Here is a 25,762-nt window from a genome sequence, read left to right as displayed (position 1 = left end):
CTCACCGCGCCGTCGCGAGCGGGTCGGGCGGGCCGCCGTAGAGCCACGGCTGATCGAGCAGCCGCTCGCCCAGCCACGCCATCACCGCGTCGCGCCCCCAGCGCAGCAGGCCGGTGGCGTGGAAAATGGTGCCGTTGCGGCGCGAGCGCGCCTGCACCCGCGCGTTGCGCGCCCAGCGGGACTCGGCCCAGCGCGCCAGCCACCCGGCCCAGTCCGGCGCGTCCGGCTGCGCCTGCAGCAGGCGCCCCAGCGTCCACGCGTCCTCCAGCGCCATCGCCGCGCCCTGCGCCAGATACGGGCGCGTGGGGTGCGCCGCGTCGCCGAGCAGCGCGATGCGCCCGCGCCCGTGCTCATACGCCCCGCGCATCGGCTCGCGCACATACAGCGGCCACAGCCGCCACTGCGGCACGGCGCGCACGACGGCATCGAAATCGGCGTGCACCGGGCCCAGCGCCGCGCGCAGTTGCGCCACCTGGGCCGCGTGGTCCCAGCCCTCGGCGCCCGTGGGCGGCAGCGGCCCCTCGACGACCACGACCACGTTGAGCCACGCCCCGCCGCGCACCGGGTAGTGCACCGCGTGCAGCCGCGGCCCGAGCCAGGCGACGACCTGCGGCGTCTGCCGCACCGCCACGGGCGCGTCGGCCATCGGCAGCAGGCCGCGGTACGCCACGTGCCCACTGAAGGTGGCTCGACCGTCGGCCAGCACGCGCTCGCGCGTGCGGCTCCACACCCCGTCGGCGGCGAGCAGAGCGTCCCCCTGCCAGCGGCGCCCGTCGGCGGTGGTGACGCTGACGCCCTGTGGGTCTTCGGCGTGGGTCACGATCTCCGCGCCGGTGTGCAGCGCCACGGCGGGGAGCTCGCGCACCGCATCGAGCAGCAGCCCCTGCAGATCCGCGCGGTGGATCGTCGCGTAAGGCGCGCCGTAGCGCCGCCGCGCCCGCTCCCCCAGGGTCAAGCCGCCCAGCACGGCGCCGTCGCGCGCTGCGCGCACGCACAGCCGCTGCGGGAACGCCGCGACCGCCGCCAACGGCTCGGCCAGGCCCCAGTCGTGCAGCACGCGCACCGCGTTGGGGCCAAGCTGGATGCCCGCCCCGACCTCGGCAAACGCGGGGGCGCGCTCCAGCAGGGTGACCGTCACGTCAGGGCGTGCCCGCGCACACGCCAGCGCCGCCCCGAGCCCCGCGATACCGCCCCCGATCACCAGCAGGCGGCCAGCCGACGGTGCCGTCACCGCCACGCCGGCCATGCGCCCCGCGCCGCGCGCCACATGCTCTCGGCCGCGCCGGCGCCGAAGCGGCGCGCCAGGCGTTCGGCCACGCTCTCGCGCTGCGTGTAGTCGACGATGTCCTCGGCCTGCACCACCTCGCGCGCGACGTAGTCGAGGTTGCCGAGCTCGTCGGCGAGCCCCATCTCGACCGCCCGCTGCCCCGTCCAAACCAGTCCGCTGAAGGTGTCGTCCGTTTCCTTCAGCCGCTCGCCGCGCCCCTTGCGCACGACCTCGATGAACTGACGGTGGATATCGTCCAGCATCTGTTGCGCGTGGGCGCGGTGGCGTTCGGTTTGCGGGCTGAAGGGGTCGAGAAAGCCCTTGTTCGCCCCCGCGGTCAGCAGCCGGCGCTCGACGCCGAGCTTGTCCATCAAACCGGTGAAGCCAAAGCCGTCCATCAGCACCCCGATGCTGCCCACGAGGCTCGCCTTGTCGACGTAGATGCGGTCGGCGGCAACCGCGATGTAGTAGGCAGCCGACGCGCACGTCTCCTCGACGACCGCGTACACCGGCTTGTCGTGCTGTTCCTTGAGGCGCCAGATTTCGTCGTTGACGATGCCGGCCTGCACCGGGCTGCCGCCGGGCGAGTCGATCAGCAGCACCACCGCCTGCGCGCCCGGGTCCTCGAACGCCTCGCGCAGCGCGGCGACGATCGCGGCCGCGTTGGCCTCACTCTCCGATCCGATCTCGCCGCGCACCTCCACCAGCGCCGTGTGCGGGGTCGAAGCGGGCTTGGGCGGCACCACGTCGCGGTACAGCAGCCACGCGATCACGGCGGCCATCAGCAGCCACACCGCCCGCCAGACGTTGCGCCAGCGGCGCGCGGCACGCTGTTCCTGCAGCGCCGCCAGCGCCAGTTTTTCCAGCAGCTCGCGCTCCCAGCCGGCGCCGCCCGCCGTGGGTGTCGGGCCCGGCGCGCTGCGTGCGGCATCCGGTGCGGGCGGGGAAGTCTCGGAGGTGGTCATGGTCGGTTCAGAACTCCACGGGTTGCAGCTCGTATTGTGACTGCCAAAAGACGACCCCATCGCGCTCGCACACGGCGATCGCCACCAGTGGCCCGCGTCCGGGCCCGCCGACGCAGCGCCCGGTGTGCGGCTCGAACAGCGCCCCGTGCGATCCACAGACGAGAAACTGCCCCGTGACGTCGAAGAAGCGGTTGGGCATCCAGTCCATTTCCATCGCCACGTGGCTGCAGCGGTTGAGGTAGGCGTACACCCGTCCGCGGTAGCGGATCGCGAACGCCCGGCACGTCTGCCCCCGGTAACGCACGTCGAACGGCACCGCCTCGCCGCCGTCGACCAAATCGGCCGACCGGCACAGTGCGTGCCACGGCTGCGGCGGCTCCGCGGGCGCGGCGGCCGCCTGGGGGCGGTCGGATCCGGTGGGGTGCATGCGTCGTCTCCGCGGCGGTGCGGGGGCTACCGCCCATCGTCTTCACACGGCGTCTAGGATAGCGCGCTCGCGGCGACAATACGGCGATGCACTCCGATACCCCCACCCCGCCGCGGCCGCTGATCCTCGGCTCGACGTCGCCCTACCGGCGCGAGCTGCTGCAGCGCCTGCGCCTGCCGTTCACCTGCGTGGCCCCGCAGGTCGACGAAACCCCCCGGACCGGCGAAGCGCCCGTTGCGCTCGCGCAACGCCTGGCGCGAGCCAAGGCACAGGACGTGGCCCGGCACCACCCGGACGCGATCGTCATCGGCAGCGATCAGGTGGCCGAACTCGACGGTCAGCCGCTCGGCAAACCCGGCACGCACGAGCGCGCGGTGGCGCAGCTGCGCGCCATGTCGGGCCGCACCGTCGTCTTTCACACCGCGCTGGCGGTGGTGTGCCACGCAACCGGTTACGCGGCGGACGATCTCGCATCGGTGGAGGTGCGCTTCCGCCCGCTGACGGACGCCGAGATCGAACGCTACCTGCGCGCCGAGGCGCCGTACGACTGCGCGGGCAGTGCCAAGAGCGAGGGGCTGGGCATCGCCCTGCTGGACGCGATCGTCAGCGACGACCCGACCGCGCTGGTGGGGCTGCCGCTGATCCGCACGGCACGGCTGCTGCGCGCGGCCGGGGTGACGCTGCCATGAACCCCGCCGACCCCGCGGCCCGTCCCAGTGGTGGGCCGATCGACGAGCCGACCGTAGGCGGCGACCGGACCCGCGCGAGCGGCGGCCACCCCCGCACCGGGACGCTGTACCTGGTGCCGACCCCGCTGGACTTCGGCTGTCCGGCGCAGCCCGATCTGCGCGAGGCCCTGCCGACCACGACGATTGCCGTCGCGGCGGGCCTGACGCACTGGATCGCAGAAAACGCCAAGAGCGCACGGGCCTTCCTCAAGCGCGTGCAGGCGGTGCAGCCGCTGGCCGCCCCGCTGCAACAACAGACGATCACCGAACTGCCGCGCGAATGGCACAAGCGCGGCGACCGGCAGCCGGGCGCCGACGCACAAGCACGCCAGTGGCTGGCCCCCGCGTTGCAGGGGTTCGATGTCGGGCTGATCAGCGAGGCCGGCATGCCCGCGATCGCCGACCCGGGCGCGGCGGTGGTGCGCGCCGCCCATGCGCTGGGCGTGCGCGTCGTGCCGCTGGTCGGGCCGGTGTCGCTGATGCTGGCGCTGGCGGCCAGCGGCTGCCACGGCCAGCACTTTGCCTTCGTCGGTTATCTGCCACAGGGGGCGGCGGAGCGCGCCGCCCGCCTGCGCGAGCTGGAGGCCACCGCGCAGCGGCTCGGTCAGGCGCAGCTCTTCATCGAAACGCCCTACCGCAACGCGGCGCTGCTGCAAGCAGCGCTGCAAACGCTGCGGCCGCAGACGCGGCTGGCGGTGGCGTGCGGCCTGGGCCTGCCGCAGCAGGCCGTACACGCGGCGCGCGTGGCCGACTGGCACCGCGCGCCGCCCGCGCTGCCGTTGGAGCTGCCGGCGGTGTTCGTGCTCGGCGCCTGACGGGTGGCGGAGGCCGCTGCATCGCGTCCCTCACCGGCGCCAAGACCCCGCGGCAGGGTCCACGGCCGAAGGATCACGGCCGCGGCGAAGCTCGCAGGCCACGCGGCGCGGTCGCTTCAGTGCCGGAAGTGCCGCACCCCCGTGAAGACCATCGCCACCCCGCGCTCGTTGGCGGCGTCGATGACCTCCTGATCGCGCACCGAGCCGCCGGGCTGAATGATGCAGGTGGCGCCCGCATCGACCACCACGTCCAGCCCGTCGCGGAACGGGAAGAAGGCGTCGCTCGCCACCGCCGTGCCCTGCAGGCTCAGTCCCGCGGCCTGCGCCTTGATGCTGGCGATGCGGGCGGAGTCGAGCCGGCTCATCTGTCCCGCGCCGACGCCCATCGTCATGCCGTCCTTGCAGAAGACGATCGCGTTGCTCTTGACGTACTGCGCCACCGCCCAGGCGAACAGCAGGTCCTGCATCTGTTCGGGCGTGGGCTGGCGCCGGGTCACGACCTTCAGATCCTCCGGCCGCAGCACGTGGTGGTCGGCCGTCTGCACCAGCACACCGCCGCCCACGCGCTGCAGGTGCCAGCGGTTGCGCGTGGCCGCCGCATCGGCCGGCAGCGCGATGCGCAGCAGCCGCACATTGGCCTTGGGCTTGAAGACCGCGAGCGCCTCCGGCGTGAAGTCGGGCGCGATCAGCACCTCGACGAACTGCTGCGCCACCGCCTGCGCGGTCTCGCCGTCCAGCGCGCGGTTGAACGCGATGATGCCGCCGAACGCGCTGGTCGGGTCGGTCTGGAAGGCCTTGCGGTAGGCCTCCAGCGGACCGGCGCCCACCGCCACGCCGCAGGGGTTGGCGTGCTTGATGATGACGCAGGCCGGTGCCTCGAAGCCCTTGACGCACTCCCACGCCGCGTCGGCGTCGGCGATGTTGTTGTAGGAGAGCTCCTTGCCCTGCAGCTGCTGCGCGGTGACGAGCGAGCCGGCCGGTGCGTCCGGGTCGCGGTAGAACGCCGCCTGCTGGTGCGGGTTCTCGCCGTAGCGCAGGTCCTGCAGCTTGGTCCAGCAGGCGTTGAACTGCCCCGGAAAGGCGTGGCGCGGCGGCTCCGCGTCCGCGCTCGGCACGCCAGCCGAGAGGTCCAGCGCCGAGAGGTACTGGCTGATCGCCGCGTCGTACTGGGCGATGCGGTTGAACGCGGCCACCGCCAGCCGCAGGCGTGTAGCGTCACTGACCTTGCCGGCATCCTTGAGTTCGGCCAGCACCACCGGGTACTGCGCCGGGTCGGTCAGCACGGCCACATCACGCCAGTTTTTCGCGGCGGAGCGCACCATCGCCGGACCGCCGATGTCGATATTTTCGATCGCGTCGGCCAGCGTGCAGCCCGCGCGCGCGACGGTCGCCTCGAACGGGTACAGGTTGACGACCAGCAGGTCGATCGGTGCAATCCCGTGCCGCCGCAGCGCGGCCATGTGCTCGGGCAGGTCGCGCCGCGCCAGCAGGCCGCCGTGCACCTTCGGGTGCAGGGTCTTGACGCGGCCGTCGAGCATTTCCGGAAAACCCGTGACCTCGGCGACCTCGGTCACGGGCAGGCCGGCGTCAGCGAGAAGCTTCGCCGTGCCGCCGGTGGAAATCAGCGTCACGCCCAGCGCGTGCAGCTCGCGGGCCAGCTCCAGCACGCCGGTTTTGTCGGAAACGGAAATCAGGGCTCTCATCGGGGGAAGTCCTCGGTGGGGGTTGCGATGCATCCAGGGCCGCGCATCAGCCGTCCAGCAGGCCGTGCTCGAGCAGCTTTTTGCGCAGGGTGTTGCGGTTGAGCCCCAGCCACTGCGCCGCGCGCGACTGGTTGCCGCGCGCGCGCGCCATGACCACCTCCAGCAATGGCTTTTCCACCGCTCGCAGCAGCATGTCGTGCAGGTTGGCGGGCTCGGTGTCGCCGAGGTCGGCAAAGTAGGCGTCGAGGCTCGCGCGCACGCAGTCGGGCAGGGTCGTCGGGTTCATGCGGCCAGGGGAAGGACGGGTTCGTATGCGTCGAAAAACGCCTGCACCGCGGCGAGCTGCGCCTCGCAGGTCTCGGCCGTGGTGATGGCATCACGCAGGCGCTGCTGCGCCGCGGCGTCGCCGCCGATCGCGCGCAGGTACCACAAAAGGTGCTTACGGGCACTGCGCACCCCGCTGTACTCGCCGTACAGCGCGTAGTGGTCGTGCAGGTGGTCCAGCAACCACGCGCGCAGCTCGGCCGCCGTGGGCGGCGGCGGCAGGCGGCCCGTGGCCAGGTAGTGCGCGATCTCGCGGAACAGCCAGGGGCGCCCCTGCGCGGCGCGGCCGATCATCACCGCGTCCACGCCCGTCGTGCGCAGCACGCGCTCGGCCGCCTGCGGGCTGTCGATGTCGCCGTTGGCCACTACCGGGATGCGCACGCTGGCCTTGATCGCGGCCACCGTCTCGTGCTCGGCCTGTCCACCATAGCCTTGCTCGCGCGTGCGGCCGTGGATGGTCAGCAGCCGCACCCCGGCGCTTTCGGCGATGCGCGCCAGCACCGGCGCGTTGCGCACCTGCGCGCACCAGCCGGTGCGCATCTTCAGCGTCACCGGCACGCCGCGCGGCTCGCACGCCGCCACCACGGCCTCGATGATCGCGGCGGCAAGCCGCTCGTCGCGCATCAGGGCCGAGCCGGCCCACTTGTTGCAAACCTTCTTGGCCGGACAGCCCATGTTGATGTCGATGATCTGCGCACCGCGGTCGATGTTGTAGCGCGCGGCCTCGGCCATCATCTCCGGGTCGGTGCCCGCGATCTGCACTGCGATCGGGCCGACTTCGCCGTCGTGGTTGGCGCGCCGCGCGGTCTTGAGGCTGTCGCGCAGCTCCGGGCGCGAGGTGATCATTTCGCTGACCGCATACCCCGCGCCCAGCCGCTTGCACAGGCGGCGAAACGGCCGGTCCGTCACACCCGCCATGGGCGCGACGAACAGCCGGTTGGGCAGCACATAGGGGCCGATCGCGGGGCCGGCGGTCATGGGATGGGGGCGGGCGGCGGTTGCTGAAAAAGGCGGCAAGATTGTACCCGGCCCCGTACCCCGCGCCCGCTTGCCTATACTGGCGGCTCCCGTTGCCGTCACCGCCGCCATGGATGCGTGGATCCCCGCCCTGCTGCAAACGCTCAGTCTCCCCGAAGTCGGGCTGACGACGGTGTTCGTCGTGGCGTTCGTCTCGGCGACGCTGCTGCCGATGGGGTCGGAGCCGGCGGTGTTCGGGCTGGTCAAGCTCAACCCGGAGCTGTTCTGGCCCGCGGTCGCCGTGGCCACGGTGGGCAACACGCTCGGCGGTGCGGTGAGCTGGGCGATGGGCTACGGCGCCCACGCGGCGATCGACCGCGCACGCGGCTCGCCCACCCACCTGCGCGCACTCGACTGGCTCGAGCGCTTCGGCCCGAAAGCCTGCCTGCTGAGCTGGCTGCCCGCGGTGGGCGACCCGCTGTGCGCCGTCGCCGGGTGGCTGAAGTTTCCGCTGCTGCCGTGCCTCGTTTACATGGCCATCGGCAAGTGCCTGCGCTATGTCGTGATGACCGCGGCGCTGCTGTGGCTCATCCCGGGCGACTGGTCGGCGTGGGCGGGCTGACGCCGCCGGCAAACCCGCGGACGATCAGGCGTCGGCGGCGGCGGCGGCGCAGGGCCGTTCTTCCAGCGCCTGTTGGATCAGCGGTGGCAGCTCCCGCACGAGATTTGGCTTGTGCACGACCGGCACGCCCTCCAGCGCGTGCGCGTAGTCGTGCCGGGCCGCCTCGTCGAGGGCGGTGAGGACGATCAGGCCGCAACTGCCGAACAGCTCGTGACGGCGCAGCCCCATGACCATCGACGCCCCGTCGATGCCGGGCAGCAGGATGTCCACGATCAGCAGGTCCGGCTGCAGCTGCCCGAACGACACCAGCCCCGAGATGCCGTCACCGGCGACGTGCAGCTCGGCGTGCGGAAAGCGCTGGCGCACCAGCAACTGCACCAAATGCTGGAAATGCGAGGAATCCTCGATCAGCAGGATGCGCGGCGGACGCCCGTGACGTGCCGCTCCACGCCGGGGCCGCGCCGCCCGCTGCGCCGCCGGCGGCGCCACGCCCACGCGGCTGCGCGCAAGCCAGTTCTGCAGCGACGAAGCGGTGATGCGGCGGTGCCCCCCGGGGGTCTTCCACGCCTGCAGCTCGCCGCGGTCCACCATCATCTGCACCGAGCGCACCGCCATGCCGAGCATGCGGGCGACCTCGAGCGTGGTGTAGTAGGACTCGGTATCGGGCAGCGGTTGCGGTTCGGGTTTCATTGTTGCTATTTTTACCACAAAACCGGCAATCGGCGCGCGTTACCCCCGGTCGTCCTGCAGCAGGTGCCGCCATCCCTGCGGCCCCAGGGCGCGCAGCGTGGCGATGTTGCGCTCGACGATGGTCTCGGCCGACTCACCCGACGCCACGGCGCGCGCCACGCTGTCCTCGCGCAGCAGATGCAGCGTCGGGTACGGCGCCCGGTTGGTGGCGTTGGCGATATCGTCCGCGGCGCTGCCCTCGAAGACGAAGTCCGGGTGAAAGGGGGCGACCTGGATCACGCCCTCCAGCCCGTGCTCGGCCACGACCCGGTCGACGACGTCCAGAAAATCGTTGAACACGAAGAAGTCCGGAAACAGCGTCGGGTGCACCAGCAGGGTCGTGTCCAGCACCGCGGCCGGCGTATCGCGCAACCGCAGCAGCTCGGCGTCCAGGTCGTCGAGAAACCCATCCAGGTGCCGCGCGCGGCTGACCGCGATGCGCACCTGCCCCTTGACCCACACCGCCTTCGCGAACGGGCACAGATTCAGGCCGATCACCGCGCGCTCGACCCAGCGGCGCATCGCCGCTTCCACCGCGGCCGGGTCCGGCGAGGCAGGCTGCGACGTCGGCACGGACGGGGGTGCGACCACCGCGCCGCCGGTACCCGACGCGGCTGCCTCGCCGTCAGCCCCCTTGTTGTTGGCCGTCTCGCTGTTGGCCGTTTCGCTGTTGGCCGTTTCGCTACGAACCGGCATGCGCGACGGCACCGCGCGGTCCGGTTGGTCGGGTGCCATCGCGGTCACGCCAGCGACTTGAAGCGCACGCGCTTGGGCCGCGCGCCCTCCTCACCGAGCCGGCGGATCTTATCGGCCTCGTACTCGGTGAAGTTGCCGTCGTAGAAGTACCACTGGCTGTCGCCTTCGTACGCCAGGATGTGCGTGCAGATGCGGTCCAGGAACCAGCGGTCGTGGCTGATGACGAGCGCACTGCCGGCGAACTCCAGCAGCGCCTCCTCCAGCGCGCGCAGCGTCTCCACGTCCAGGTCGTTCGACGGCTCGTCCAGCAGCAGCACGTTGCCGCCCTTGGACAGCGTCTTGGCCAGGTGCAGCCGGCCGCGCTCGCCGCCGGAGAGGTCGCCGACGCGCTTTTGCTGGTCGTTGCCCTTGAAGTTGAAGCGCCCGAGGTAGGCGCGACTGGGCATGACGAACTTGCCCACGGTGATGTTGTCCAGCCCGCCGGAGACCTCCTCCCACACCGTCTTGTTGGGGTCGAGGCAGTCGCGGCTTTGGTCGACGAAGGCGAGCTTGGCCGTCTGGCCGATGATGATCTCGCCGCTGTCGGGCTTTTCCACGCCCTGGATCATGCGAAACAGCGTGGACTTGCCCGCACCGTTGGGGCCGATGATGCCGACGATCGCCCCCGCGGGCACCGAGAAGCTCAGGTTGTCGATCAGCAGCCGGTCGCCAAAACCCTTGCTGACGTTTTTGAACTCGATGACCTGTGAGCCCAAGCGCTCCGCCACCGGGATGAAGATCTCGTTGGTTTCGTTGCGCTTCTGGTATTCGACGTCGCTGAGCTCCTCGAAGCGCTGCAGGCGCGCCTTGCTCTTGGCCTGGCGGCCCTTGGCGTTGGCGCGCACCCACTTGAGCTCCTCCTTCATCGCCTTGCGACGGGCGTCCTCGGCCTTCTGCTCCTGCTCCAGGCGCCGCTCCTTCTGCTCCAGCCACTCGCTGTAGTTGCCCTTGTACGGGATGCCCATGCCGCGGTCGAGCTCCAGGATCCACTCCGCGGCGTTGTCCAGGAAGTAGCGGTCGTGCGTGATCGCGACCACGGTACCGGGGAAGCGCTGCAGGAACTGCTCCAGCCAGTGCACGCTCTCGGCGTCCAGGTGGTTGGTCGGCTCGTCGAGCAGCAGCATGTCGGGCTTGGACAGCAGCAGCCGGCACAGCGCGACGCGGCGCTTTTCGCCCCCGGAGAGGTTGCGGATCACCGCGTCCCACGGCGGCAGGTTCAGCGCGTCGGCCGCCAGTTCGAGCTGCAGGTCGGTGTTCTCGCTGCCGGCGGCGGCGATGATGGCCTCGAGCTCCGCCTGCTCGGCCGCGAGCGCGTCGAAGTCCGCGTCGGGCTCGGCGTAGGCGGCATAGACCTCCTCCAGCCGCTTCTTCGCCGCCAGTGCGCCGCCAATGCCCTCCTCCACCGTCTCGCGCACGGTCTTGTCCGGGTCGAGCTGCGGCTCCTGCGGCAGGTAGCCGATCTTGATGCCGGGCATCGGCACGGCCTCGCCCTCGTAGTCCTTGTCGACGCCGGCCATGATTTTGAGCAGCGTCGATTTGCCCGCGCCGTTGAGGCCGAGCACCCCGATCTTGGCGCCGGGGAAGAACGACAGCGAAATGTCTTTCAAGATCTGCCGCTTCGGCGGCACGGTCTTGGAGACGCGGTTCATCGTGAAAACATACTGGGCCATGGCAGGCAACCCCTCGAAGCAAACGGTGTAATCGTGAAAAAATTGTCCCGGGAACGCGGCCCGGGTTGGCCCCAATTATCCCAGTTATGCGACAATCGGGCGTGATCGGGTCCAGCAGTCGCGTCCCGATCGGCATGGATGCCCGGGCCACGGGATACGCGCGGGTCGTGACGACCGGCTCCCCGGCCCACTTTCAGACCCCATCTGCCCTCGACTGAGCCGCCCGTTCGGCACGCACCCCACCGGGTGCCGCCGCCGCCCGAGCGGCATGGGCCGATGCCGCGCGCCCCGGCATGGGCGCCCCATCCACACCACATGACATTCGAAGCACTCCAACTGTTGCCGGCCATCGTCGAAGCCGTGCGCGAACAGGGCTACGAGCAGCCCACCCCGATCCAGGCCGAAGCCATCCCTGCCGTGCTCGCCGGCCACGATGTGCTCGCCGGCGCGCAAACCGGCACCGGCAAGACCGCCGCCTTCACGCTGCCGATGCTGCACCTGCTGGCCACGCGGGGCGAGCCGCCCAAACGCGGGCAATTCCGCCCGATCCGGGCGCTGGTGCTCACCCCGACACGCGAACTGGCCGCGCAGGTCGAGGAGTCCGTCAAGGCCTACGGCAAGCACCTCAAGCTCAAGTCCGCCGTGGTCTTCGGCGGCGTGGGCCTGAACCCGCAAATCGAAAAACTCGTCAAGGGCGTGGACATCCTCGTGGCCACCCCGGGGCGGCTGCTGGACCTGGCCGACCAGGGGCACGTGGACCTGTCGAAGGTCGAGATCCTCGTCCTCGACGAGGCGGACCGCATGCTCGACATGGGTTTCATCCACGACGTGCGCAAGGTGCTGGCGCTGCTGCCCGAGCGCAAGCAGAGCCTGCTCTTTTCCGCGACGTTCAGCGACGAGATCAAGGCCCTGGCGCAGAGCCTGCTGCACGACCCGAAGCACATCCAGGTCACGCCGCCCAACACGACGGTGCAGCGCATCCGCCAGACCATCTACCCCGTGGCGCGCGACAAGAAGATGGCGCTACTCAAACACTTGCTGGACGGCAACGGCTGGAACCAGGTGCTGGTGTTCACCCGCACCAAATTCGGCGCCAACCAGGTGGCGCAGTTCCTCAACGAGCACGGCATCACCGCAATGGCGCTGCACGGCAACAAGAGCCAGACCGCGCGCACGCAGGCGCTGGAGGGCTTCAAGAGCGGGCAGCTGCGCGTGCTCGTCGCCACCGACATCGCCGCGCGCGGCATCGACATCGAGGACCTCCCGCACGTCATCAACTACGACATCCCCAACGTGCCGGAAGACTACGTGCACCGTATCGGCCGCACCGGCCGCGCGGGCTCGGAAGGCGAGGCGCTGAGCTTCGTCAGCCTCGACGAAGAGGGCTGGATGATGGCGATCGAGCGCTTCACCGGCCAGCAGATTCCGGTGCAGGCGCTGCCCGAGTTCATGCCCGGTCCCGAGGAAAAGGCCGAGCCGATTGCGATGGGCCGCCAGGTGCTGTGGGGCGGCGCCGGCAAGCCGCCGAGCCGCGAGGTCATGGCCGCGGCGGCCAAGGCCGCACGGCGCGAGCTGATGGAGCGCATGCGTGCCCGCAAGGCCGGAGCGAACCCGGCACCGCGCTCCGCCGCCCAAGGGGTCGCCGATGACGAGGGCGGCGCGGACGGCGACGGCGCAGACACGGGGGCCGGCACCCCCGCGGGCGGCGAGCGCCCCCGCATCGACCCCGAAGGACGGCGCAATCGCAACCGGCGCCGCCGCAACAAAAACAAGGCCGGCGCGGGCGGGCAGCCGCGCGCCGACGGCCAACCAGGTGCCAACGGCGGCCAGCCGCGCCCGCCGCGCGACGGCCGCCACGGCCAACCGCAGGGCGGCCGCAAGCCCGCTGGCCCCGCACCGGCGCGCCAGCCCGATCCGCTGCGCACCGGCATCGACGCGCTGAATGAGCGCGGCCGGCGCAACCGCAACCGCGGCAAAGGCGGCGGTGGCGGCGGCATCGACCCGCTGCGCACCAGCTTTGGCCGCATCAAGTGAGAGGAGCCCCCACGATGCGTATCCTGCACACGATGCTGCGGGTCGGCAACCTGCAGCGCTCGATCGACTTCTACACGAACGTGCTCGGCATGCAGTTGCTGCGCACCTCGGACAACCCCGAGTACAAGTACTCGCTCGCTTTCCTCGGCTACGACGGCGGCAACCCGGGCCAGGCGGAGATCGAGCTGACCTACAACTGGGGCGTCGAGTCGTACGAGATGGGCACCGCCTACGGCCACATCGCGATCGGCGTGAGCGACATCTACGCGACCTGCGAACGCATCCGCGCCGCCGGCGGCAACATCACCCGCGAACCCGGCCCGGTCAAAGGCGGCACGACGCTGATCGCCTTCGTCACCGACCCCGACGGTTACAAGATCGAGCTGATCCAGCGCGACGACAACGCACCAGGCGTCGGCTTGCGCTGAGAAGGGGTCGAGGGCCAGGGCATCGGCGCGCCCCCGCTCGTGCGCTCAGGCGCGCTGGCGTTTCATCAGCACCGACCAGCCCGACGCGAGCTCTGGTGGCAGCATCGCGTACAGCTCCTCGCGCACGCGGGCGGCCACTTTCGGATCGGCGATTTCCTCGATCAGTTGCATACAGTCGGCCAGCGCCGCAACGACCTGCTGCGGCTCGCGCGCCACACGCAAGTGCGCCCGCACCGTATCGCTTTGTACGCCCAGCAGCCGCTCTGCCATGTCGAGCATATACATGCGCGACATGGCCAGAGAGCGTCGGCGTGTCGGCACAGCGGCCGCCGATGCACGGGTCACCGTTTGACGGTCGGTCACCGCGCGCACAACGGTCGTACCCGCCGACACTTGCCCTTGCCGATCGCCGCCGGCAACAGGCTCGACCCACCCTTGGGCCAACAGCGCGCTCGCCCACTCTGTCGCTTGGGGCCCGAACAGCTCGACCAGCTCTCCCACGGAGCGCTGGCCATTGCACATCACCAACAGCTGCCGCAGCCGCGGCCCGATCGCCTTGCTGGGCTGCGCCTGCTCATGCAGGCCCGCTGCCGTCTTGCGTAGCACCGTCTCCCGCGCCAGCATACCCACACCCTATTCGACCGAATGGCATGCAGGATAGCCGGCCAGTGTGACGGCCGCATGAAAGGGAGGGCTGCGTCCCGTGCACGCCGCGCACCCGCTGGGGGAAGCACGGCCCCCTGTTCACAGCCGCTCGGCTCCGCCCAGGTAGGGGCGCAGCGCGCTGGGCACCGTGATGCTGCCGTCGGCGTTCTGGTAGTTTTCCAGCACCGCCACCAGCGTGCGTCCCACCGCCAGCCCCGAGCCGTTGAGCGTGTGCACGAGCTCGGTCTTGCCCTGCGCGTTGCGAAAGCGCGCCTGCAGCCGCCGTGCCTGGAACGCCTCGCAGTTGCTCACCGAGCTGATTTCGCGGTACGTCCCCTGCGCCGGCAGCCACACCTCCAGGTCGTGCGTGCGCGCCGCGCCAAAGCCCATGTCGCCGGTGCACAGCAGCACCACGCGGTACGGCAGCCCCAGCCGTTGCAGGATGGCTTCGGCGTGCGCGGTCATCTCCTCCAGCGCCGCGTGGCTGTGCTGCGGGTGCACGATCTGCACCATCTCGACTTTGTCGAACTGGTGCTGGCGGATCAGCCCACGCGTATCGCGCCCGGCCGCCCCCGCCTCGGAGCGGAAGCACGGCGTGTGCGCGGTCAACTTGATGGGCAGGTCGCCCTCGGCCAGGATGGTGTCGCGCACGAAATTGGTCAGCGTCACCTCGCTGGTCGGGATCAGGTACATCGCCCCGTCCTCACCCTCCGCGCCGCCCTTCTTGGCCGCAAACAGGTCGGCCTCGAACTTGGGCAACTGACCCGTGCCGCGCAGCGTCTCGGCGTTGACGATGTAGGGCGTGTAGCACTCCGTGTAGCCGTGCTCGGTAGTCTGCACGTCCAGCATGAATTGCGCCAGCGCCCGGTGCAGTCGCGCGATCGGCCCGCGCATGACGGCAAACCGCGCGCCGCTGAGCTTGGCAGCGGTCTCGAAGTCCAGCCCCAGGCGTTCGCCCAGCGCGACGTGGTCGCGCGGCTCGAACGGCAGCGGTGCCGGGTCACCCCCGTAGCCACCGCCGGGGCTCCAGCGGCGCAGCTCCACATTGCCGCTCTCGTCGGGCCCGACGGGCACCTCTGGCTGCGGCAGGTTGGGCACGGCCAGCAGCAGCGCCTGCAGCTCGGTCTGGATCTGCTCCAGCCGCGCCGCACACGCTTCCAGCGTACCCTTGATCTCACTCACCTCCGCCATCGCCGCCTCGGCCTCGGCGTGCCGGCCCTGGCCCTTGAGCTGGCCGATTTGCTTGGAGAGCGCGTTGCGCCGCGCCTGCAGCGTTTCGGTCTGCACCTGCAGCGCCTTGCGCTCGTTCTCGAGCGCGGTGAAGGCGGCGACGTCCAGGTACGGTTGGGGGGACTTGCGGGTCTCGAGCCGCGCGACGACGGCGTCCAGGTCGCGGCGTAGCAAAGCGATGTCGAGCATGGTGGCGCGATTGTAGGCCGCCGCGCCTGCTGCACCGCAGCGCCATCGACGCGCGGCAACCCGGCCCGGGGCCCGACGAGCCGCCGACGACGGCCCCGCCCGCGCGCCCGCGTCCGGCCCGCAACGGCCGTCGCGCCCACCGACACTGGAGCCGCCGCCCTCACCGCCCACGCACCGGCGTCTCGTGCCAGAATCGGCCCATGCGACTGTCCCCCGACGAGGCCCAACGAATTGCCGACGAGGTGCGTGCCGTGTTCGGGCCGCACGCGCAGGTGCGCCTGTTCGGCTCGCGCGTCGACGATCGTGCCCGCGGCGGCGATATCGACCTGCTGGTGACCGTCCCGCAGGCGGTGGAGCGCCCCGCGCTGCTCGCCGCCCAACTCGGCGCGCGGCTGCAGCTGGCGCTGGGGGAGCAGCACATCGACATCGTCGTGGAGGCCCCCAACCTCCTGCCCCAACCGATCCACCGCATCGCCCACGAGCAGGGGGTGTTGCTATGACCTCTCTGCTCGACGGCCGGCTGGTGGTGGCGATTTCGTCGCGGGCGCTGTTCGACTTCGAGGAGGAAAACCGCGTCTTCGAGCAGGGCGACGACCGCGCCTACATGCAGCTGCAACTGCAGCGGCTGGAGCAGCCGGCCGCGCCGGGCGTGGCGTTTTCGCTCGTGCGCAAGCTGCTCGGCTTCAACGACGCGCGCGCGCAGCGGGTCGAGGTGGTGATCCTGTCGCGCAACGACCCGGTGTCCGGCATGCGCGTGTTTCGCTCCGCCACCCACTACGGGCTGCCGATCCAGCGCGGCGTCTTCACGCGCGGGGCGCCGCCGTGGCGCTACCTGCGGCCGTTGCGGGCCAACCTGTTCTTGTCGGCCAACCTCGACGACGTGCGTGCGGCGCTGGCGGCCGGCTTTCCCGCCGCACAGGTCTATCCGCACGCGCAGCGCGCGTCCGATGCCCACCCAAACGAGGTGCGCATCGCCTTCGACGGCGACGCCGTGCTGTTTTCCGACGAGGCGGAACGGGTCTTCCAGGCCGAAGGGCTGGACGCCTTTCAGGCCCACGAGTCCGCCAAGGCCGCGCAGCCGCTGCCCGGCGGCCCCTTCAAACCGCTGCTGCAGGCGCTGCACCGGCTGCAGCAGGAGGGCACGGACGCGATGCGCATCCGCACGGCACTGGTGACGGCCCGCAGCGCACCGGCCCACGAGCGCGCCATCCGCACGCTGATGGACTGGCGCATCGAGGTGGACGAGGCGATGTTCCTTGGTGGCCTGCCCAAGGGCGCTTTCCTGCGCGAGTTCGAACCGGACTTCTTTTTCGACGACCAGACGCGCCACGTCCACAGCGCCGCCGAGCACGTGCCCGCGGGCCATGTGGCGGCGGGGGTCATCGGGGCGGGTCATGGATGATCATGACACGAAGACGTTTTACGTTCCCGCACCGCGCCCTCTCGGTGTGATGGAAACGGGAAACGCACGACAGCATCGTGCCGGGGCCATCGTCGTCGGCGGCGCGCTCGGGACCGGGCCCGGCATGCGCGCTTGCTGGGGCGTCGACTGAGAGAAGTCCGCGCACGCGGTCCTGGCGTGCGACAGCCTCGATGGACCTAGACCGGACGCAGCCGCGTCGGCATCACGTGCACCCACGCGCAGTCCAACTGCAAGAGCCCCGCGTCGCCCACCGACCACTGCTGGCGCGCGGCGCCGCTGAGCGTCAGCCGCACCTGCACCGCCGGCGCGTCGCGCAGCGCCAGCACGAGCAGCGACAGATCGCCCAGGTGGCGCACGTCGCACACCTGCACGGGCAGCCGGGCACACGCCGGGAGCATCGCGTCGCCGGCGACCGGTTCACGCGTCAGTGTGAGGCCATCGCGCTGGATGACCCAGGTGACGGGCTGGCCGGCGGGAATCCGCCCCTTGTCCGGGACCCGCAGGCGCGCCACCCCCTGTCCCCCGGCGTCGGCAGGGGCCGAGAGCCACTGCAGCCAGCCGGTGCCGGGCGCGTCGGCCGGGCCCTCCCAGCGGCCGGCAAAGCGGTTCTGGACGCCCACGACGTCCGCCACCCGGGCGTTGCGCGGCGCGCGGTAAAGCCGCTGCGGCGCACCCTGCTGCAGAATCTCACCCCGATCCATCACCGCCAGCGTGTCGGCGAGCTGGCGCGCCTCGCTCAGGTCGTGCGTCACGAGCACGATCGGGATGTGCAGCTGCTGCCGCAGTTCCGCCAGCAAGGCATAGAGACTCTGCCGCTGCAACTGGTCCACCGCAGAAAACGGCTCGTCGAGCAGCAACAGCCGCGGCTGCCGCGCCAGCGCCCGCGCCAGCGCCACGCGCTGCTGCTGCCCACCCGACAGCGCGGCCGGGCGACGCCGGGCGTGCGCCTCGTCCAAGCCGACGCGCCGCAGCCACTGTAGCGCCTGCGCGGCGCGGGCGGCGCTGGGCTGCTCCAGCAACGCCAGCGCCACGTTGTCCTGGGCGCTGAGGTGCGGCATCAGCGCGTAATGCTGAAAGACCAGCCCCACGTGCCGGCGCTGCGGCGGCACCCAGGTGCCGGATGCGGTGTCCAGCCACACCTCGCCACCGACCTGCACGCGTCCCCGCGCCGGGCGCATCAGGCCCGCCAGCACGCGCAGCCACGAGGACTTGCCCGCCCCGGACGGGCCGACCAGCGCCAGCAGCTCGCCCGGCGCACAGCGCAGGGCACCGTGCAGCGGCATGGGCTGCGCCTGCTCGATTTGCGCGACCAGCCCCGCGCCGGCGTCATCGGATACCGAGGGGGGCGGTGCGACCGGCGCGCCGCTCACGGCTGCCATCCCCGCCGCCCGGTCGCGGCCAGCGACACCGCCACGGCCAGCAGCGACAGCGCCAGCAGCAACGCCGCCATGGCATGGGCGCCGGCCCAGTCAAACGCCTGCACGCGATCGTAAATGGCGATGGCGAGCGTGCGCGTCTCGCCCGGGATGTTACCGCCCATCATCAGCACGACGCCGAACTCCCCCAGCGTGTGCACGAACGTCAGCACCGCCGCCGACACGATGCCGCGCCACGCCAGCGGCAACTCGACCCGCCAAAACGTTTGCCAGCCCGACAGACCGCTGAGCGCCGCGGCCTCCAGCAGACGCGGGTCGATCGCCTCGAAGGCGCGCTGCGCCGGCTGCACGACGAAGGGCAGGTTGAACACCAGCGAGGCGATCACCAGCCCGGCAAAGTTGAAGGTCAGGGTCACCCCCAGCGTCTGCTGCAGCCAGAGCCCGAGCGGCGACGCCGCACCCAGCGCCATCAACAGGTAAAAGCCCAGCACCGTCGGCGGCAGTACCAGCGGCAGCAGGATCGCCGCCTCCACCCACACCCGCCCGGGAAACCGCCGGTAGGCCAGACACCGCCCCAGCCAAACCCCCGGCGGCAGCAGCAGCGCCAGCGTCACCCCCGCCAGCTCCACCGACAGCGTCAGAGCGGCCACATCCATCGGCAGCGACCTTTAGCGCGGGGCCTCGAACCCGTAGCGGGCCAGCACGGCCTGCGCCGCCGGCGTGGCCAGGTACTCGTAGAACGCGTGCGCAGCCGGTGGCGCGCCGCGCAGCACCACCATGCGCTGCCGCAGCGGCTGGTGCCACGCCGCGTCGATCAGCGCGAAACGCGTCACCGCCGCGACCGCGGGCGCACGCGCGAGCGACTGCGCGACGATGCCGGCCTGCGCGCCGCCCGTCAACACGAACTGCGCCGCCTGGGCGACGTTTTCACCGAGGACCAGGTGTGGCTGCACGGCCTGCCACAGTCCGGCGTGCTGCAGGGCCTCCTGCGCCCGGGCACCGTAGGGCGCATGTTCCGGGTGCGCGATGGCGAGCTTGCGCAGCCGCCCGTCGCGCAGCGCCGCGCCCAGATCGCGCAGGGTGCCGTCGGGCTGCAGCGCCCCCCCGGCCCCGACGAGCAGGCCGATGCGCCCCACGGCGTACAGCCGTCCGTCGCCCTGGGTACGGCCCGCCTGCACCAGCCGCGTCACGAACGCCTCATCCGCCGACAAAAACAGGTGAAACGGCGCCCCCTGCAGAATCTGCGTCGTGAATTGCCCGGAGGAACCAAAAATCAACCGCAACCGGTGAGCACTCGCACGCTGGAAGGTATCGGCGAGTTCCTCCAGCGCAAACTTGAGGTCCGACGCCGCGACCACCGTCGTGACCTCCCCCCGCGCCGCGGCGGGCCCCACCCGCGCGGCGCCGACGCCCGCGGCGCTGGCGAGGGCCCACTGCAACAGACGACGCCGGGGCACGGGCGCGCCCTGTGTATCATGCGCGGCGACGGTCGGTGGGCGGGGCATGCCGCTCAGTATAAAATAAAAGGAGCGCGGGGTGCTGATGTCGGCGGCGGCGGTGGTGACGGGCGCGGGACTGGGCGCGCTGCTGCGCTGGTGGCTGGGGCTGCGACTCAACGCGGTGCTGCCCCACCTGCCGCTCGGGACGCTGGCGGCCAACTGGATCGGCGGGTATGCGATCGGGCTGATCGTGGCGTGGCTGCTGCACCACCCGGAGATCGCCCCGCAGTGGCGGCTGTTCCTCGTGACCGGGCTGCTGGGCGGGCTGACGACGTTTTCCAGCTTCTCGGTCGAGGTGGTGGCGTTACTGCAGCAGGGCCGACTGTTGTGGGCGCTGGGGGCCATCGGCCTGCACGTCGGCGGATCGCTGCTGCTGACCGCGCTCGGGTTTGCCACCTGGTCCGCGCTGCGCTGATGCGCGGCGGCGTCGGTGCCTACAATTCGGCGCCGGTGCCTGCCATTTTCGATGCCGGCCCGCGTGATGGCGCTGCCCATGCCGCGGACAACGGCCCGTACCCCGTGTGTCCCCATTTCCCTTCGACCGCCCCATGTCCCATCCCCCCGAACACCCCGCCCCCGACGCCCTGGCCCAGCGCTTCGTGCAGTTCGCGCTGGACGCCGGGGTGCTGCGCTTTGGCGAGTTCAAGACCAAGGCCGGGCGTCTGAGCCCCTACTTTTTCAACGCCGGCCTGTTCGACGACGGGGCCAAGCTCGGGCGCCTCGCGGCGTTTTACGCCGACGCCATCCTGGCCAGCGGCATCGCGTTCGACATGCTCTTCGGTCCCGCCTACAAAGGCATTCCGCTGGCCGCCGCGGTGGCCGTGGAGCTGGCGCGGCGCGGGCACAACCGGCCGTTCGCGTTCAACCGGAAAGAAGCCAAGGACCACGGCGAGGGCGGCACGCTGATCGGGGCGCCCCTGCGCGGGCGGGTGCTGATCGTCGACGACGTGATGAGCGCGGGCACCGCGGCCCGCGAGTCGATCGCGATCATCCGTGGCGCCGGCGCCACACCGCACGCAATGGCCATCGCGCTCGATCGCCAGGAAATGGCAACCGAAGTCGGCCCGGACGGCACCGTGCGCGACGTGCCCTACAGCGCGGTGCAGTATGTGCAGCGGGAACTGGGCCTGGCGGTGTGCGCCATTGCCAAGCTGTCGGACTTGCTGCAATATCTGGAGCATCAAGACGACGCCGCCATGCAGGCGCACCGCGCGCGCGTGCAGGCGTACCGTGCCCGCTACGGCGTCGGCTGAGGCAGCACCGGGCCGCCTGGCGGCGGGTGGGGCTGTCGAAACGTCCACACCAACGTCCAGACCACAGAACGGGGCAGCACCCCGCACGTCCCATGCCCAGCCGGTTCGTTTGGCGCCCCTCCTCGTTACGCCTCGTCGCGGTGGTTGGCGGGGCGTTGTGTATCGGCCTTGCCGGGCTGAACACCCACGCGCAGACAAAACCCGCCAACGGTGCCATCTACACGTGCATCGACGCCCAGGGGCGGCTGTTGTCGTCGGACCGGCCGATAGCGGAATGCCGCGACCGCCCGCAGCGGGTGCTGGGCCCGACCGGGACGGTGCGGCAGATCGTGCCGCCCCCGCCATCACCGGAAGAGCGCGAACGCGAGGCCGCCCGGCAGCGCGAAGCCTCCGAAGCCGCCACGAGACTGGCGGAGGAGCGCCGGCGCGAGGCGCTGCTGCTGATGCGCTACCCCGACGAGGCCGCGCACCAGCGGACCCGCGCCGCCGCAATCGCCCAGGTGCAGTCGGTCATCGACAGTGCGCGCGCGCACGCGCAGACCCTCGAACGCGAGCGCCAGCGCATCGAGGAGGAGATGGCGTTCTACCGCAAGGACCCGGCCAGCACGCCGCCCGCGCTCAAGCAGCGTCTGGCGCAAAACGCCAAACAGCGGCAGCTGCAGGCGCAGTTTCTGGCCGACCAGGAGCGCGAAAAGGCCCGTATCGAAGAACGCTTCGACGCCGAGTTGCGCACGCTGCGGCGGCTGTGGGCGACCGCCGACGCAGACGCGGGGGCCGCCGGCGCGCCCCGCTGACCACGCCGCAGCCGTCAGCCCAGCGCGCGCTTGAGCAGCTCGTTGACCTGCTGCGGGTTGGCCTTGCCCTGCGTGGCCTTCATCACCTGCCCCACGAGCGCGTTGAAGGCCTTGTCCTTGCCGGCGCGGTACTCGGCCACGTTTTTCGGGTTGGCGGCAATGACCTGCTCGACGATCGCCTGCAGGGCACCGGTGTCGTTCATCTGCCGCAAGCCCTTGGCGGCGATCACCGCATCGACCCGGGCGAGCGCCGCCGCCACATCGGCCACCGCCCCCGCCTCGGGTGCCTCGGCCCACAGCGCGTCGAACACCTGCTTGGCGGCGTTGTTGGACACCGTCCCGTCGGCCACGCGCTGCAACAGCGCGGCCAGCAGCGCCGGCGGCACGGGGCAGCGCTCGATGCCGATCTCGGCTGCGTTGAGCCGGCGCGAGACCTCGCCCATGATCCAGTTGCTCGCCGCCTTCGGTGCCGCCCCCGCGCGCACCGTGTCCTCGAAGTACGCCGCCATCGCCGGGGACTGCGTCAGCATGGTCGCATCGTAGTCCGGCAACCCGTGGTCACGCACGAAGCGCTCGGCCATCGCGCGCGGCAGCTCGGGCATCGCCGCGCGCACCGCCTCCACCCAACCCGGCGCGATGATCAGCGGCGGCAGGTCGGGGTCGGGGAAGTAGCGGTAGTCGGCCGCGTCCTCCTTGGTGCGCATCGCGCGGGTCTCGCCGGTGTCCGGATCGAACAGCACCGTAGCCTGCTCGATGGGGCGGCCGTCCTCGAGCTGCTCGATCTGCCAGCGCACCTCGTAGTCGATGGCCTGCTGCATGAACTTGAAGGAGTTCAAGTTCTTGATCTCGCGCCGGGTGCCCAGCGGCGCGCCCGGCTTGCGCACGCTGACGTTGGCGTCGCAGCGGAACGACCCCTCCTGCATGTTGCCGTCGCAGATGCCGATCCACGTGACCAGCTTGTGCAGCTCCTTCGCATAGGCCACCGCCTCGGCGCTCGAGCGGATATCGGGCTCGGTGACGATTTCCAGCAGCGGCGTGCCGGCGCGGTTGAGGTCGATGCCGCTCATGCCGTGGAAATCCTCGTGCAGCGACTTGCCGGCGTCCTCCTCCAGGTGCGCGCGCACCAGCCGCACGGTGCGCAGCTCGTCCCCAAGGTAGAAGCGGATCGCCCCGCCTTGCACGACCGGGATTTCGTACTGGCTGATCTGGTAGCCCTTGGGCAGGTCGGGATAAAAGTAGTTTTTGCGCGCGAACACGCTGCGCGGCGCGATGTGCGCGCCCACCGCCAGGCCAAAGCGGATCGCGCACTCGACGGCGGCGCGGTTCATCACCGGCAGCGTGCCCGGCAGCGCCAGGTCCACCGGGCAGGCCTGGGTGTTGGGCTCGGCCCCGAACGCGGTGGCCGCGCGGCTGAAAATCTTGCTGCGGGTCGACAGTTGGGCGTGCGTCTCGAAGCCGATGACGACCTCGTAGCCCTGGACGAGAAAACGATTCATCACGATCCAATCCATTCATCGAGGCGGCTGCGGCCGCGCTCAGGCGAGCACCCAGCGCCCCTCCCGCGCCAGCGCCTCATACATGGCATCGGGCGCCAAGTCCACTCCGTTGGGCCATGTCACCGCGCCATCCTCCACCCTGACTTGGGCAAATACCGCGGCGTCCTTCAGGCTTGCAAAAACCCCCGTCAGGTGCGAGGGCTGGATTTCGACTTCGCCGCTCAGCCCATCGGCAAACCGTACCTCCAGTACGCCCGGACGGACGGCGCACACCGCGACGACAGGCGGCGGGCACGGCGTCAAACCAATGGCGAGATCGGTTTCGGCTGCTGCTTGTTCGCGCATAGCTCCCAATCCTCCATCAACGCCGCCCGGTGCTGGGCGGCCCATTCCAGCACCATCGCATGGGCCCGGCGGGGCAATGCCCCCTGCAGCAGCGCCAGCGTCTCGATCGCATAGACCGCCCGGTACTCGCCGTAGGTCACATGAAAGTGCGGCGGCGCATGGTCGTCCCAGTACATGCGAATCAAAATCCCGTAGAACGCGGATATGGTCGGCATGTCAGGCGCTCCGTGGCTCGCGCCGATGCCAGTCGGTGACGCGCTGGAACTGGTGCGCCGCGTGCAGCAGCCGTTGCTCGGCCAGGTGCGGGCCGATCAGCTGCAGTCCGACCGGCAGGCCCCCGGCCCCGAAACCGGCCGGCACGCTCATGCCGGGCAGGCCGGCCAGCGACGCCGGCAGCGTGTAAATGTCGGCCAGGTAGGCCGACAGCGGGTCGTCCGCCTTCTCGCCGATAGGCCACGCGACAGTGGGGGCGACGGGGCCGGCGATCAGGTCGCACTGCTCGAACGCGCGCAAAAAGTCCTGCGCAATCAGGCGGCGGATCTGCTGCGCTTTCAGGTAATAGGCGTCGTAGTAGCCGTGTGACAGCACGTAGGTGCCGATCAGGATGCGCCGCTGCACCTCGGCACCAAACCCCTCGCTGCGCGAGCGGCAGTACATGTCGAACAGATCGGTGTACTCGGCGGCGCGGTGCCCGTAGCGCACGCCGTCGTAGCGGCTCAGGTTCGAACTCGCCTCGGCCGGCGCGATGATGTAGTACGCGGGGATGCTCAGCTCGGTGCGCGGCAGGTGCACGTCGACCAGGGACGCACCCAGCCGCTCGAACTCGGCCAGCGCCGCGCGCACGGCGGTCTGCACCTCGGCGCTGCAGCCTTCCCCGAAGAATTCCACGGGCAGCCCGATGCGCAGCCCCTGCAACGGCCGGCCGGCGCTGGCGCCGGGCAGCGGGTCATCCAGCCCTTGGGTGTAGTCCTGCGCCGGCAGGTCGAGGCTGGTCGAATCCCGATCGGGATCGGGCCCCGCCATCGCCGACAGCAGCAGCGCGCAGTCGTGCGCCGAGCGCGCGATCGGCCCTGCCTGATCCAGACTTGACGCGTAGGCCACCATCCCGTAGCGCGAGCAGCGGCCGTAGGTCGGTTTGATGCCGGTCACCCCGCAAAACGCCGCGGGCTGGCGGATCGAGCCGCCCGTATCGGTGCCGGTGGCAGCCGGCACCAAACGCGCCGCGACGGCCGCAGCCGACCCGCCGGACGACCCCCCGGGCACGCGCGTGGTGTCCCACGGGTTGCGCGCCGGGCCAAAGGCCGAGTTGTCGTTACCCGAGCCCATCGCGAACTCGTCGCAGTTGAGCTTGCCCAGCGTCACCGCGCCCGCGCCCGGGTGACCGTCGGCCCCCTGCCCCAGGCGCGCGACGACCGTGGCATCGAACGGGCTGCGGAACCCGGCCAACATGCGGCTGCCCGCGGTGGTCGGGAAGTCGCGCGTGACGAACACATCCTTGTGCGCGAGCGGGACCCCGAGCAGCGGCGCGCGCTCCCCGCGGGCGCGGCGCTCGTCGGCCGCGCGCGCCTGCGCCAGGCTCACGTCCTCGTCCACGGCCAAAAACGCCCCCAAGCCCTCGTGCGCGCGTACACGCTGCAACAGCGCCTGCGTCACCTCCACGCTGGAAGTCTGGCCCGCGTCCAGGGCGGCCGCCAGTTCGGCCACACCCATCTGGTGCAGTTCCATGCTCATTCGATCACCCGCGGTACGAGATACAGGCCGTCCTCGACGGCGGGGGCGCTGGCCTGATAGGCCTCGCGCTGGTTCGGCTCGGTCACGACGTCGTCGCGCAGCCGCAGGCTCACGTCGGTGAACACCTCCGCGGGGTGAGCTAGCGGTGTGACACCGGTGGTGTCGACAGCCTTCATCTGCTCAACGATATCGAAAAACGCATTGAGCTGGCCGAGCATCCGTTCGGCCGTGGGGCGGTCGAGCGCCAGCCGCGCCAGGTGCGCGAGGCGGTCGACATCCTGCAGGGTCAGTGACATGGTGTTGCGCTGCGATGGGCGAAAAGACCTTTGCGGTATTATCCTGGGTTTCACGAACCGGCCTGCCCGCGCCCCGGTTCC

General features: G+C 71.0%; 29 protein-coding genes. 10 read left to right on the top strand and 19 right to left on the bottom strand.

What is annotated here, in order from left to right; genetic code table 11:
• Position 1 precedes the first annotated feature (1 nt).
• Genes LCC91_RS01540 through LCC91_RS01530 form a run of 3 tightly spaced genes read right to left on the bottom strand, consistent with a single transcriptional unit; the run spans position 2 to position 2,659 of the window.
• The gene (locus tag LCC91_RS01540; protein ID WP_052231706.1) at positions 2-1,246 is read right to left on the bottom strand and encodes an FAD-dependent monooxygenase; all 1,245 of its coding nucleotides are present in this window, start codon (positions 1,244-1,246) and stop codon (positions 2-4) included.
• Positions 1,228-2,232 (bottom strand): S49 family peptidase, encoded by a 1,005-nt coding sequence (locus LCC91_RS01535; RefSeq protein WP_052231705.1) that lies wholly within the window; start codon positions 2,230-2,232, stop codon positions 1,228-1,230. The genes LCC91_RS01540 and LCC91_RS01535 overlap by 19 nt, the downstream gene beginning before the upstream one ends.
• 7 nt (positions 2,233-2,239) lie before the next feature.
• Complete coding sequence (locus LCC91_RS01530) at positions 2,240-2,659, bottom strand: Rieske (2Fe-2S) protein (RefSeq protein ID WP_082007680.1); 420 nt, start codon at positions 2,657-2,659, stop codon at positions 2,240-2,242.
• An 86-nt stretch (positions 2,660-2,745) separates the two neighbouring features.
• Between LCC91_RS01530 and LCC91_RS01525 the strand changes: the two genes are divergently transcribed.
• Together LCC91_RS01525 and LCC91_RS01520 are read left to right on the top strand one after the other, a co-directional pair.
• Positions 2,746-3,348: a Maf family nucleotide pyrophosphatase gene (locus LCC91_RS01525; protein ID WP_043702858.1), complete on the top strand. Its 603-nt coding sequence runs from the start codon at positions 2,746-2,748 to the stop codon at positions 3,346-3,348.
• On the top strand, positions 3,345-4,202 hold the full coding sequence (locus LCC91_RS01520; protein ID WP_224440983.1) for an SAM-dependent methyltransferase: 858 nt from the start codon (positions 3,345-3,347) through the stop codon (positions 4,200-4,202). The genes LCC91_RS01525 and LCC91_RS01520 overlap by 4 nt, the downstream gene beginning before the upstream one ends.
• A gap of 116 nt (positions 4,203-4,318) precedes the next feature.
• Here LCC91_RS01520 and purH read toward each other — a convergent pair whose 3' ends face one another.
• Genes purH through dusB form a run of 3 tightly spaced genes read right to left on the bottom strand, consistent with a single transcriptional unit; the run spans position 4,319 to position 7,207 of the window.
• Complete coding sequence (gene purH, locus LCC91_RS01515) at positions 4,319-5,905, bottom strand: bifunctional phosphoribosylaminoimidazolecarboxamide formyltransferase/IMP cyclohydrolase (protein WP_043702856.1); 1,587 nt, start codon at positions 5,903-5,905, stop codon at positions 4,319-4,321.
• Between the two features lie 46 nt (positions 5,906-5,951).
• A complete protein-coding gene (locus LCC91_RS01510) occupies positions 5,952-6,191 on the bottom strand; it encodes a helix-turn-helix domain-containing protein (protein ID WP_043702854.1) in 240 nt (79 codons plus the stop codon).
• The gene (gene dusB / locus LCC91_RS01505) at positions 6,188-7,207 is read right to left on the bottom strand and encodes a tRNA dihydrouridine synthase DusB (protein WP_058616308.1); all 1,020 of its coding nucleotides are present in this window, start codon (positions 7,205-7,207) and stop codon (positions 6,188-6,190) included. Before dusB ends, LCC91_RS01510 begins: the two co-directional genes overlap by 4 nt.
• A 109-nt stretch (positions 7,208-7,316) precedes the next feature.
• On the opposite strand from dusB, the gene LCC91_RS01500 reads away from it, so the two are divergent.
• The gene (locus LCC91_RS01500) at positions 7,317-7,808 is read left to right on the top strand and encodes a YqaA family protein (protein ID WP_043702852.1); all 492 of its coding nucleotides are present in this window, start codon (positions 7,317-7,319) and stop codon (positions 7,806-7,808) included.
• 24 nt (positions 7,809-7,832) lie between these two features.
• On the opposite strand, the gene LCC91_RS01495 is transcribed toward LCC91_RS01500, so the two are convergent.
• From LCC91_RS01495 to ettA, 3 genes are all read right to left on the bottom strand, one after another.
• On the bottom strand, positions 7,833-8,498 hold the full coding sequence (locus LCC91_RS01495) for a helix-turn-helix domain-containing protein (protein ID WP_052231703.1): 666 nt from the start codon (positions 8,496-8,498) through the stop codon (positions 7,833-7,835).
• A gap of 39 nt (positions 8,499-8,537) precedes the next feature.
• Complete coding sequence (locus LCC91_RS01490) at positions 8,538-9,059, bottom strand: DUF1415 domain-containing protein (RefSeq protein WP_043702919.1); 522 nt, start codon at positions 9,057-9,059, stop codon at positions 8,538-8,540.
• A 218-nt stretch (positions 9,060-9,277) separates the two neighbouring features.
• A complete protein-coding gene (gene ettA / locus LCC91_RS01485) occupies positions 9,278-10,942 on the bottom strand; it encodes an energy-dependent translational throttle protein EttA (RefSeq protein WP_043702851.1) in 1,665 nt (554 codons plus the stop codon).
• A gap of 315 nt (positions 10,943-11,257) precedes the next feature.
• Here ettA and LCC91_RS01480 point away from each other — a divergent pair, with 315 nt between their 5' ends.
• Positions 11,258-12,976 (top strand): DEAD/DEAH box helicase, encoded by a 1,719-nt coding sequence (locus tag LCC91_RS01480; protein ID WP_043702850.1) that lies wholly within the window; start codon positions 11,258-11,260, stop codon positions 12,974-12,976.
• A 14-nt stretch (positions 12,977-12,990) separates the two neighbouring features.
• Entirely contained in the window at positions 12,991-13,404 is a 414-nt protein-coding gene (gene gloA / locus LCC91_RS01475; protein WP_043702847.1) for a lactoylglutathione lyase, read from the top strand.
• A gap of 45 nt (positions 13,405-13,449) precedes the next feature.
• Here the strand turns inward: gloA and LCC91_RS01470 are convergent, their stop codons facing one another.
• A complete protein-coding gene (locus LCC91_RS01470) occupies positions 13,450-14,028 on the bottom strand; it encodes a hypothetical protein (protein WP_043702844.1) in 579 nt (192 codons plus the stop codon).
• A 120-nt stretch (positions 14,029-14,148) separates the two neighbouring features.
• Positions 14,149-15,468 (bottom strand): serine--tRNA ligase, encoded by a 1,320-nt coding sequence (serS, locus tag LCC91_RS01465; RefSeq protein WP_043702841.1) that lies wholly within the window; start codon positions 15,466-15,468, stop codon positions 14,149-14,151.
• Positions 15,469-15,668: 200 nt separating this feature from the next.
• On the opposite strand from serS, the gene LCC91_RS01460 reads away from it, so the two are divergent.
• Both LCC91_RS01460 and LCC91_RS01455 read left to right on the top strand, forming a co-directional pair.
• Positions 15,669-15,968, top strand: coding sequence for a nucleotidyltransferase domain-containing protein (locus LCC91_RS01460; protein WP_043702838.1), 300 nt, complete (start codon positions 15,669-15,671; stop codon positions 15,966-15,968).
• Positions 15,965-16,870, top strand: a complete 906-nt coding sequence (locus LCC91_RS01455) for a 5'-nucleotidase (RefSeq protein ID WP_058616310.1) — start codon at positions 15,965-15,967, stop codon at positions 16,868-16,870. Before LCC91_RS01460 ends, LCC91_RS01455 begins: the two co-directional genes overlap by 4 nt.
• A gap of 197 nt (positions 16,871-17,067) precedes the next feature.
• Here LCC91_RS01455 and LCC91_RS01450 read toward each other — a convergent pair whose 3' ends face one another.
• Genes LCC91_RS01450 through modA form a run of 3 tightly spaced genes read right to left on the bottom strand, consistent with a single transcriptional unit; the run spans position 17,068 to position 19,724 of the window.
• Positions 17,068-18,261 carry an ABC transporter ATP-binding protein gene (locus LCC91_RS01450; protein ID WP_224440982.1) on the bottom strand — a complete coding sequence of 398 codons (1,194 nt, stop codon included), beginning with the start codon at positions 18,259-18,261 and terminating at the stop codon, positions 17,068-17,070.
• On the bottom strand, positions 18,258-18,923 hold the full coding sequence (gene modB / locus LCC91_RS01445) for a molybdate ABC transporter permease subunit (protein ID WP_043702832.1): 666 nt from the start codon (positions 18,921-18,923) through the stop codon (positions 18,258-18,260). The genes LCC91_RS01450 and modB overlap by 4 nt, the downstream gene beginning before the upstream one ends.
• Positions 18,924-18,935: 12 nt before the next feature.
• Entirely contained in the window at positions 18,936-19,724 is a 789-nt protein-coding gene (gene modA, locus LCC91_RS01440; RefSeq protein ID WP_224440981.1) for a molybdate ABC transporter substrate-binding protein, read from the bottom strand.
• A gap of 85 nt (positions 19,725-19,809) precedes the next feature.
• On the opposite strand from modA, the gene crcB reads away from it, so the two are divergent.
• The 3 genes from crcB to LCC91_RS01425 all read left to right on the top strand — a co-directional run bounded on the left by crcB (position 19,810) and on the right by LCC91_RS01425 (position 21,813).
• Entirely contained in the window at positions 19,810-20,181 is a 372-nt protein-coding gene (crcB, locus tag LCC91_RS01435; protein WP_143898009.1) for a fluoride efflux transporter CrcB, read from the top strand.
• Positions 20,182-20,314: 133 nt separating this feature from the next.
• Entirely contained in the window at positions 20,315-21,019 is a 705-nt protein-coding gene (gene pyrE / locus LCC91_RS01430; RefSeq protein ID WP_043702822.1) for an orotate phosphoribosyltransferase, read from the top strand.
• Between the two features lie 92 nt (positions 21,020-21,111).
• On the top strand, positions 21,112-21,813 hold the full coding sequence (locus LCC91_RS01425) for a DUF4124 domain-containing protein (protein WP_052231702.1): 702 nt from the start codon (positions 21,112-21,114) through the stop codon (positions 21,811-21,813).
• 14 nt (positions 21,814-21,827) lie between these two features.
• On the opposite strand, the gene gatB is transcribed toward LCC91_RS01425, so the two are convergent.
• From gatB to gatC, 5 genes are read right to left on the bottom strand one after another with little or no spacing between them, the layout of a single operon-like run.
• Positions 21,828-23,309 (bottom strand): Asp-tRNA(Asn)/Glu-tRNA(Gln) amidotransferase subunit GatB, encoded by a 1,482-nt coding sequence (gatB, locus tag LCC91_RS01420; protein WP_043702915.1) that lies wholly within the window; start codon positions 23,307-23,309, stop codon positions 21,828-21,830.
• Positions 23,310-23,348: 39 nt separating this feature from the next.
• A complete protein-coding gene (locus LCC91_RS01415; protein ID WP_082007677.1) occupies positions 23,349-23,654 on the bottom strand; it encodes a DUF2442 domain-containing protein in 306 nt (101 codons plus the stop codon).
• Positions 23,609-23,869, bottom strand: coding sequence for a DUF4160 domain-containing protein (locus tag LCC91_RS01410; protein WP_043702816.1), 261 nt, complete (start codon positions 23,867-23,869; stop codon positions 23,609-23,611). The genes LCC91_RS01415 and LCC91_RS01410 overlap by 46 nt, the downstream gene beginning before the upstream one ends.
• Before the next feature lies 1 nt (position 23,870).
• The gene (gene gatA, locus LCC91_RS01405) at positions 23,871-25,385 is read right to left on the bottom strand and encodes an Asp-tRNA(Asn)/Glu-tRNA(Gln) amidotransferase subunit GatA (protein WP_043702813.1); all 1,515 of its coding nucleotides are present in this window, start codon (positions 25,383-25,385) and stop codon (positions 23,871-23,873) included.
• On the bottom strand, positions 25,382-25,681 hold the full coding sequence (gatC, locus tag LCC91_RS01400) for an Asp-tRNA(Asn)/Glu-tRNA(Gln) amidotransferase subunit GatC (protein ID WP_043702810.1): 300 nt from the start codon (positions 25,679-25,681) through the stop codon (positions 25,382-25,384). Before gatC ends, gatA begins: the two co-directional genes overlap by 4 nt.
• Positions 25,682-25,762 lie beyond the last annotated feature (81 nt).

The organism is Tepidimonas taiwanensis, from assembly GCF_020162115.1.
Taxonomy (GTDB): Bacteria; Pseudomonadota; Gammaproteobacteria; order Burkholderiales; family Burkholderiaceae_C; genus Tepidimonas; species Tepidimonas taiwanensis.
This window is presented reverse-complemented; position numbering and strand designations above follow the sequence as displayed.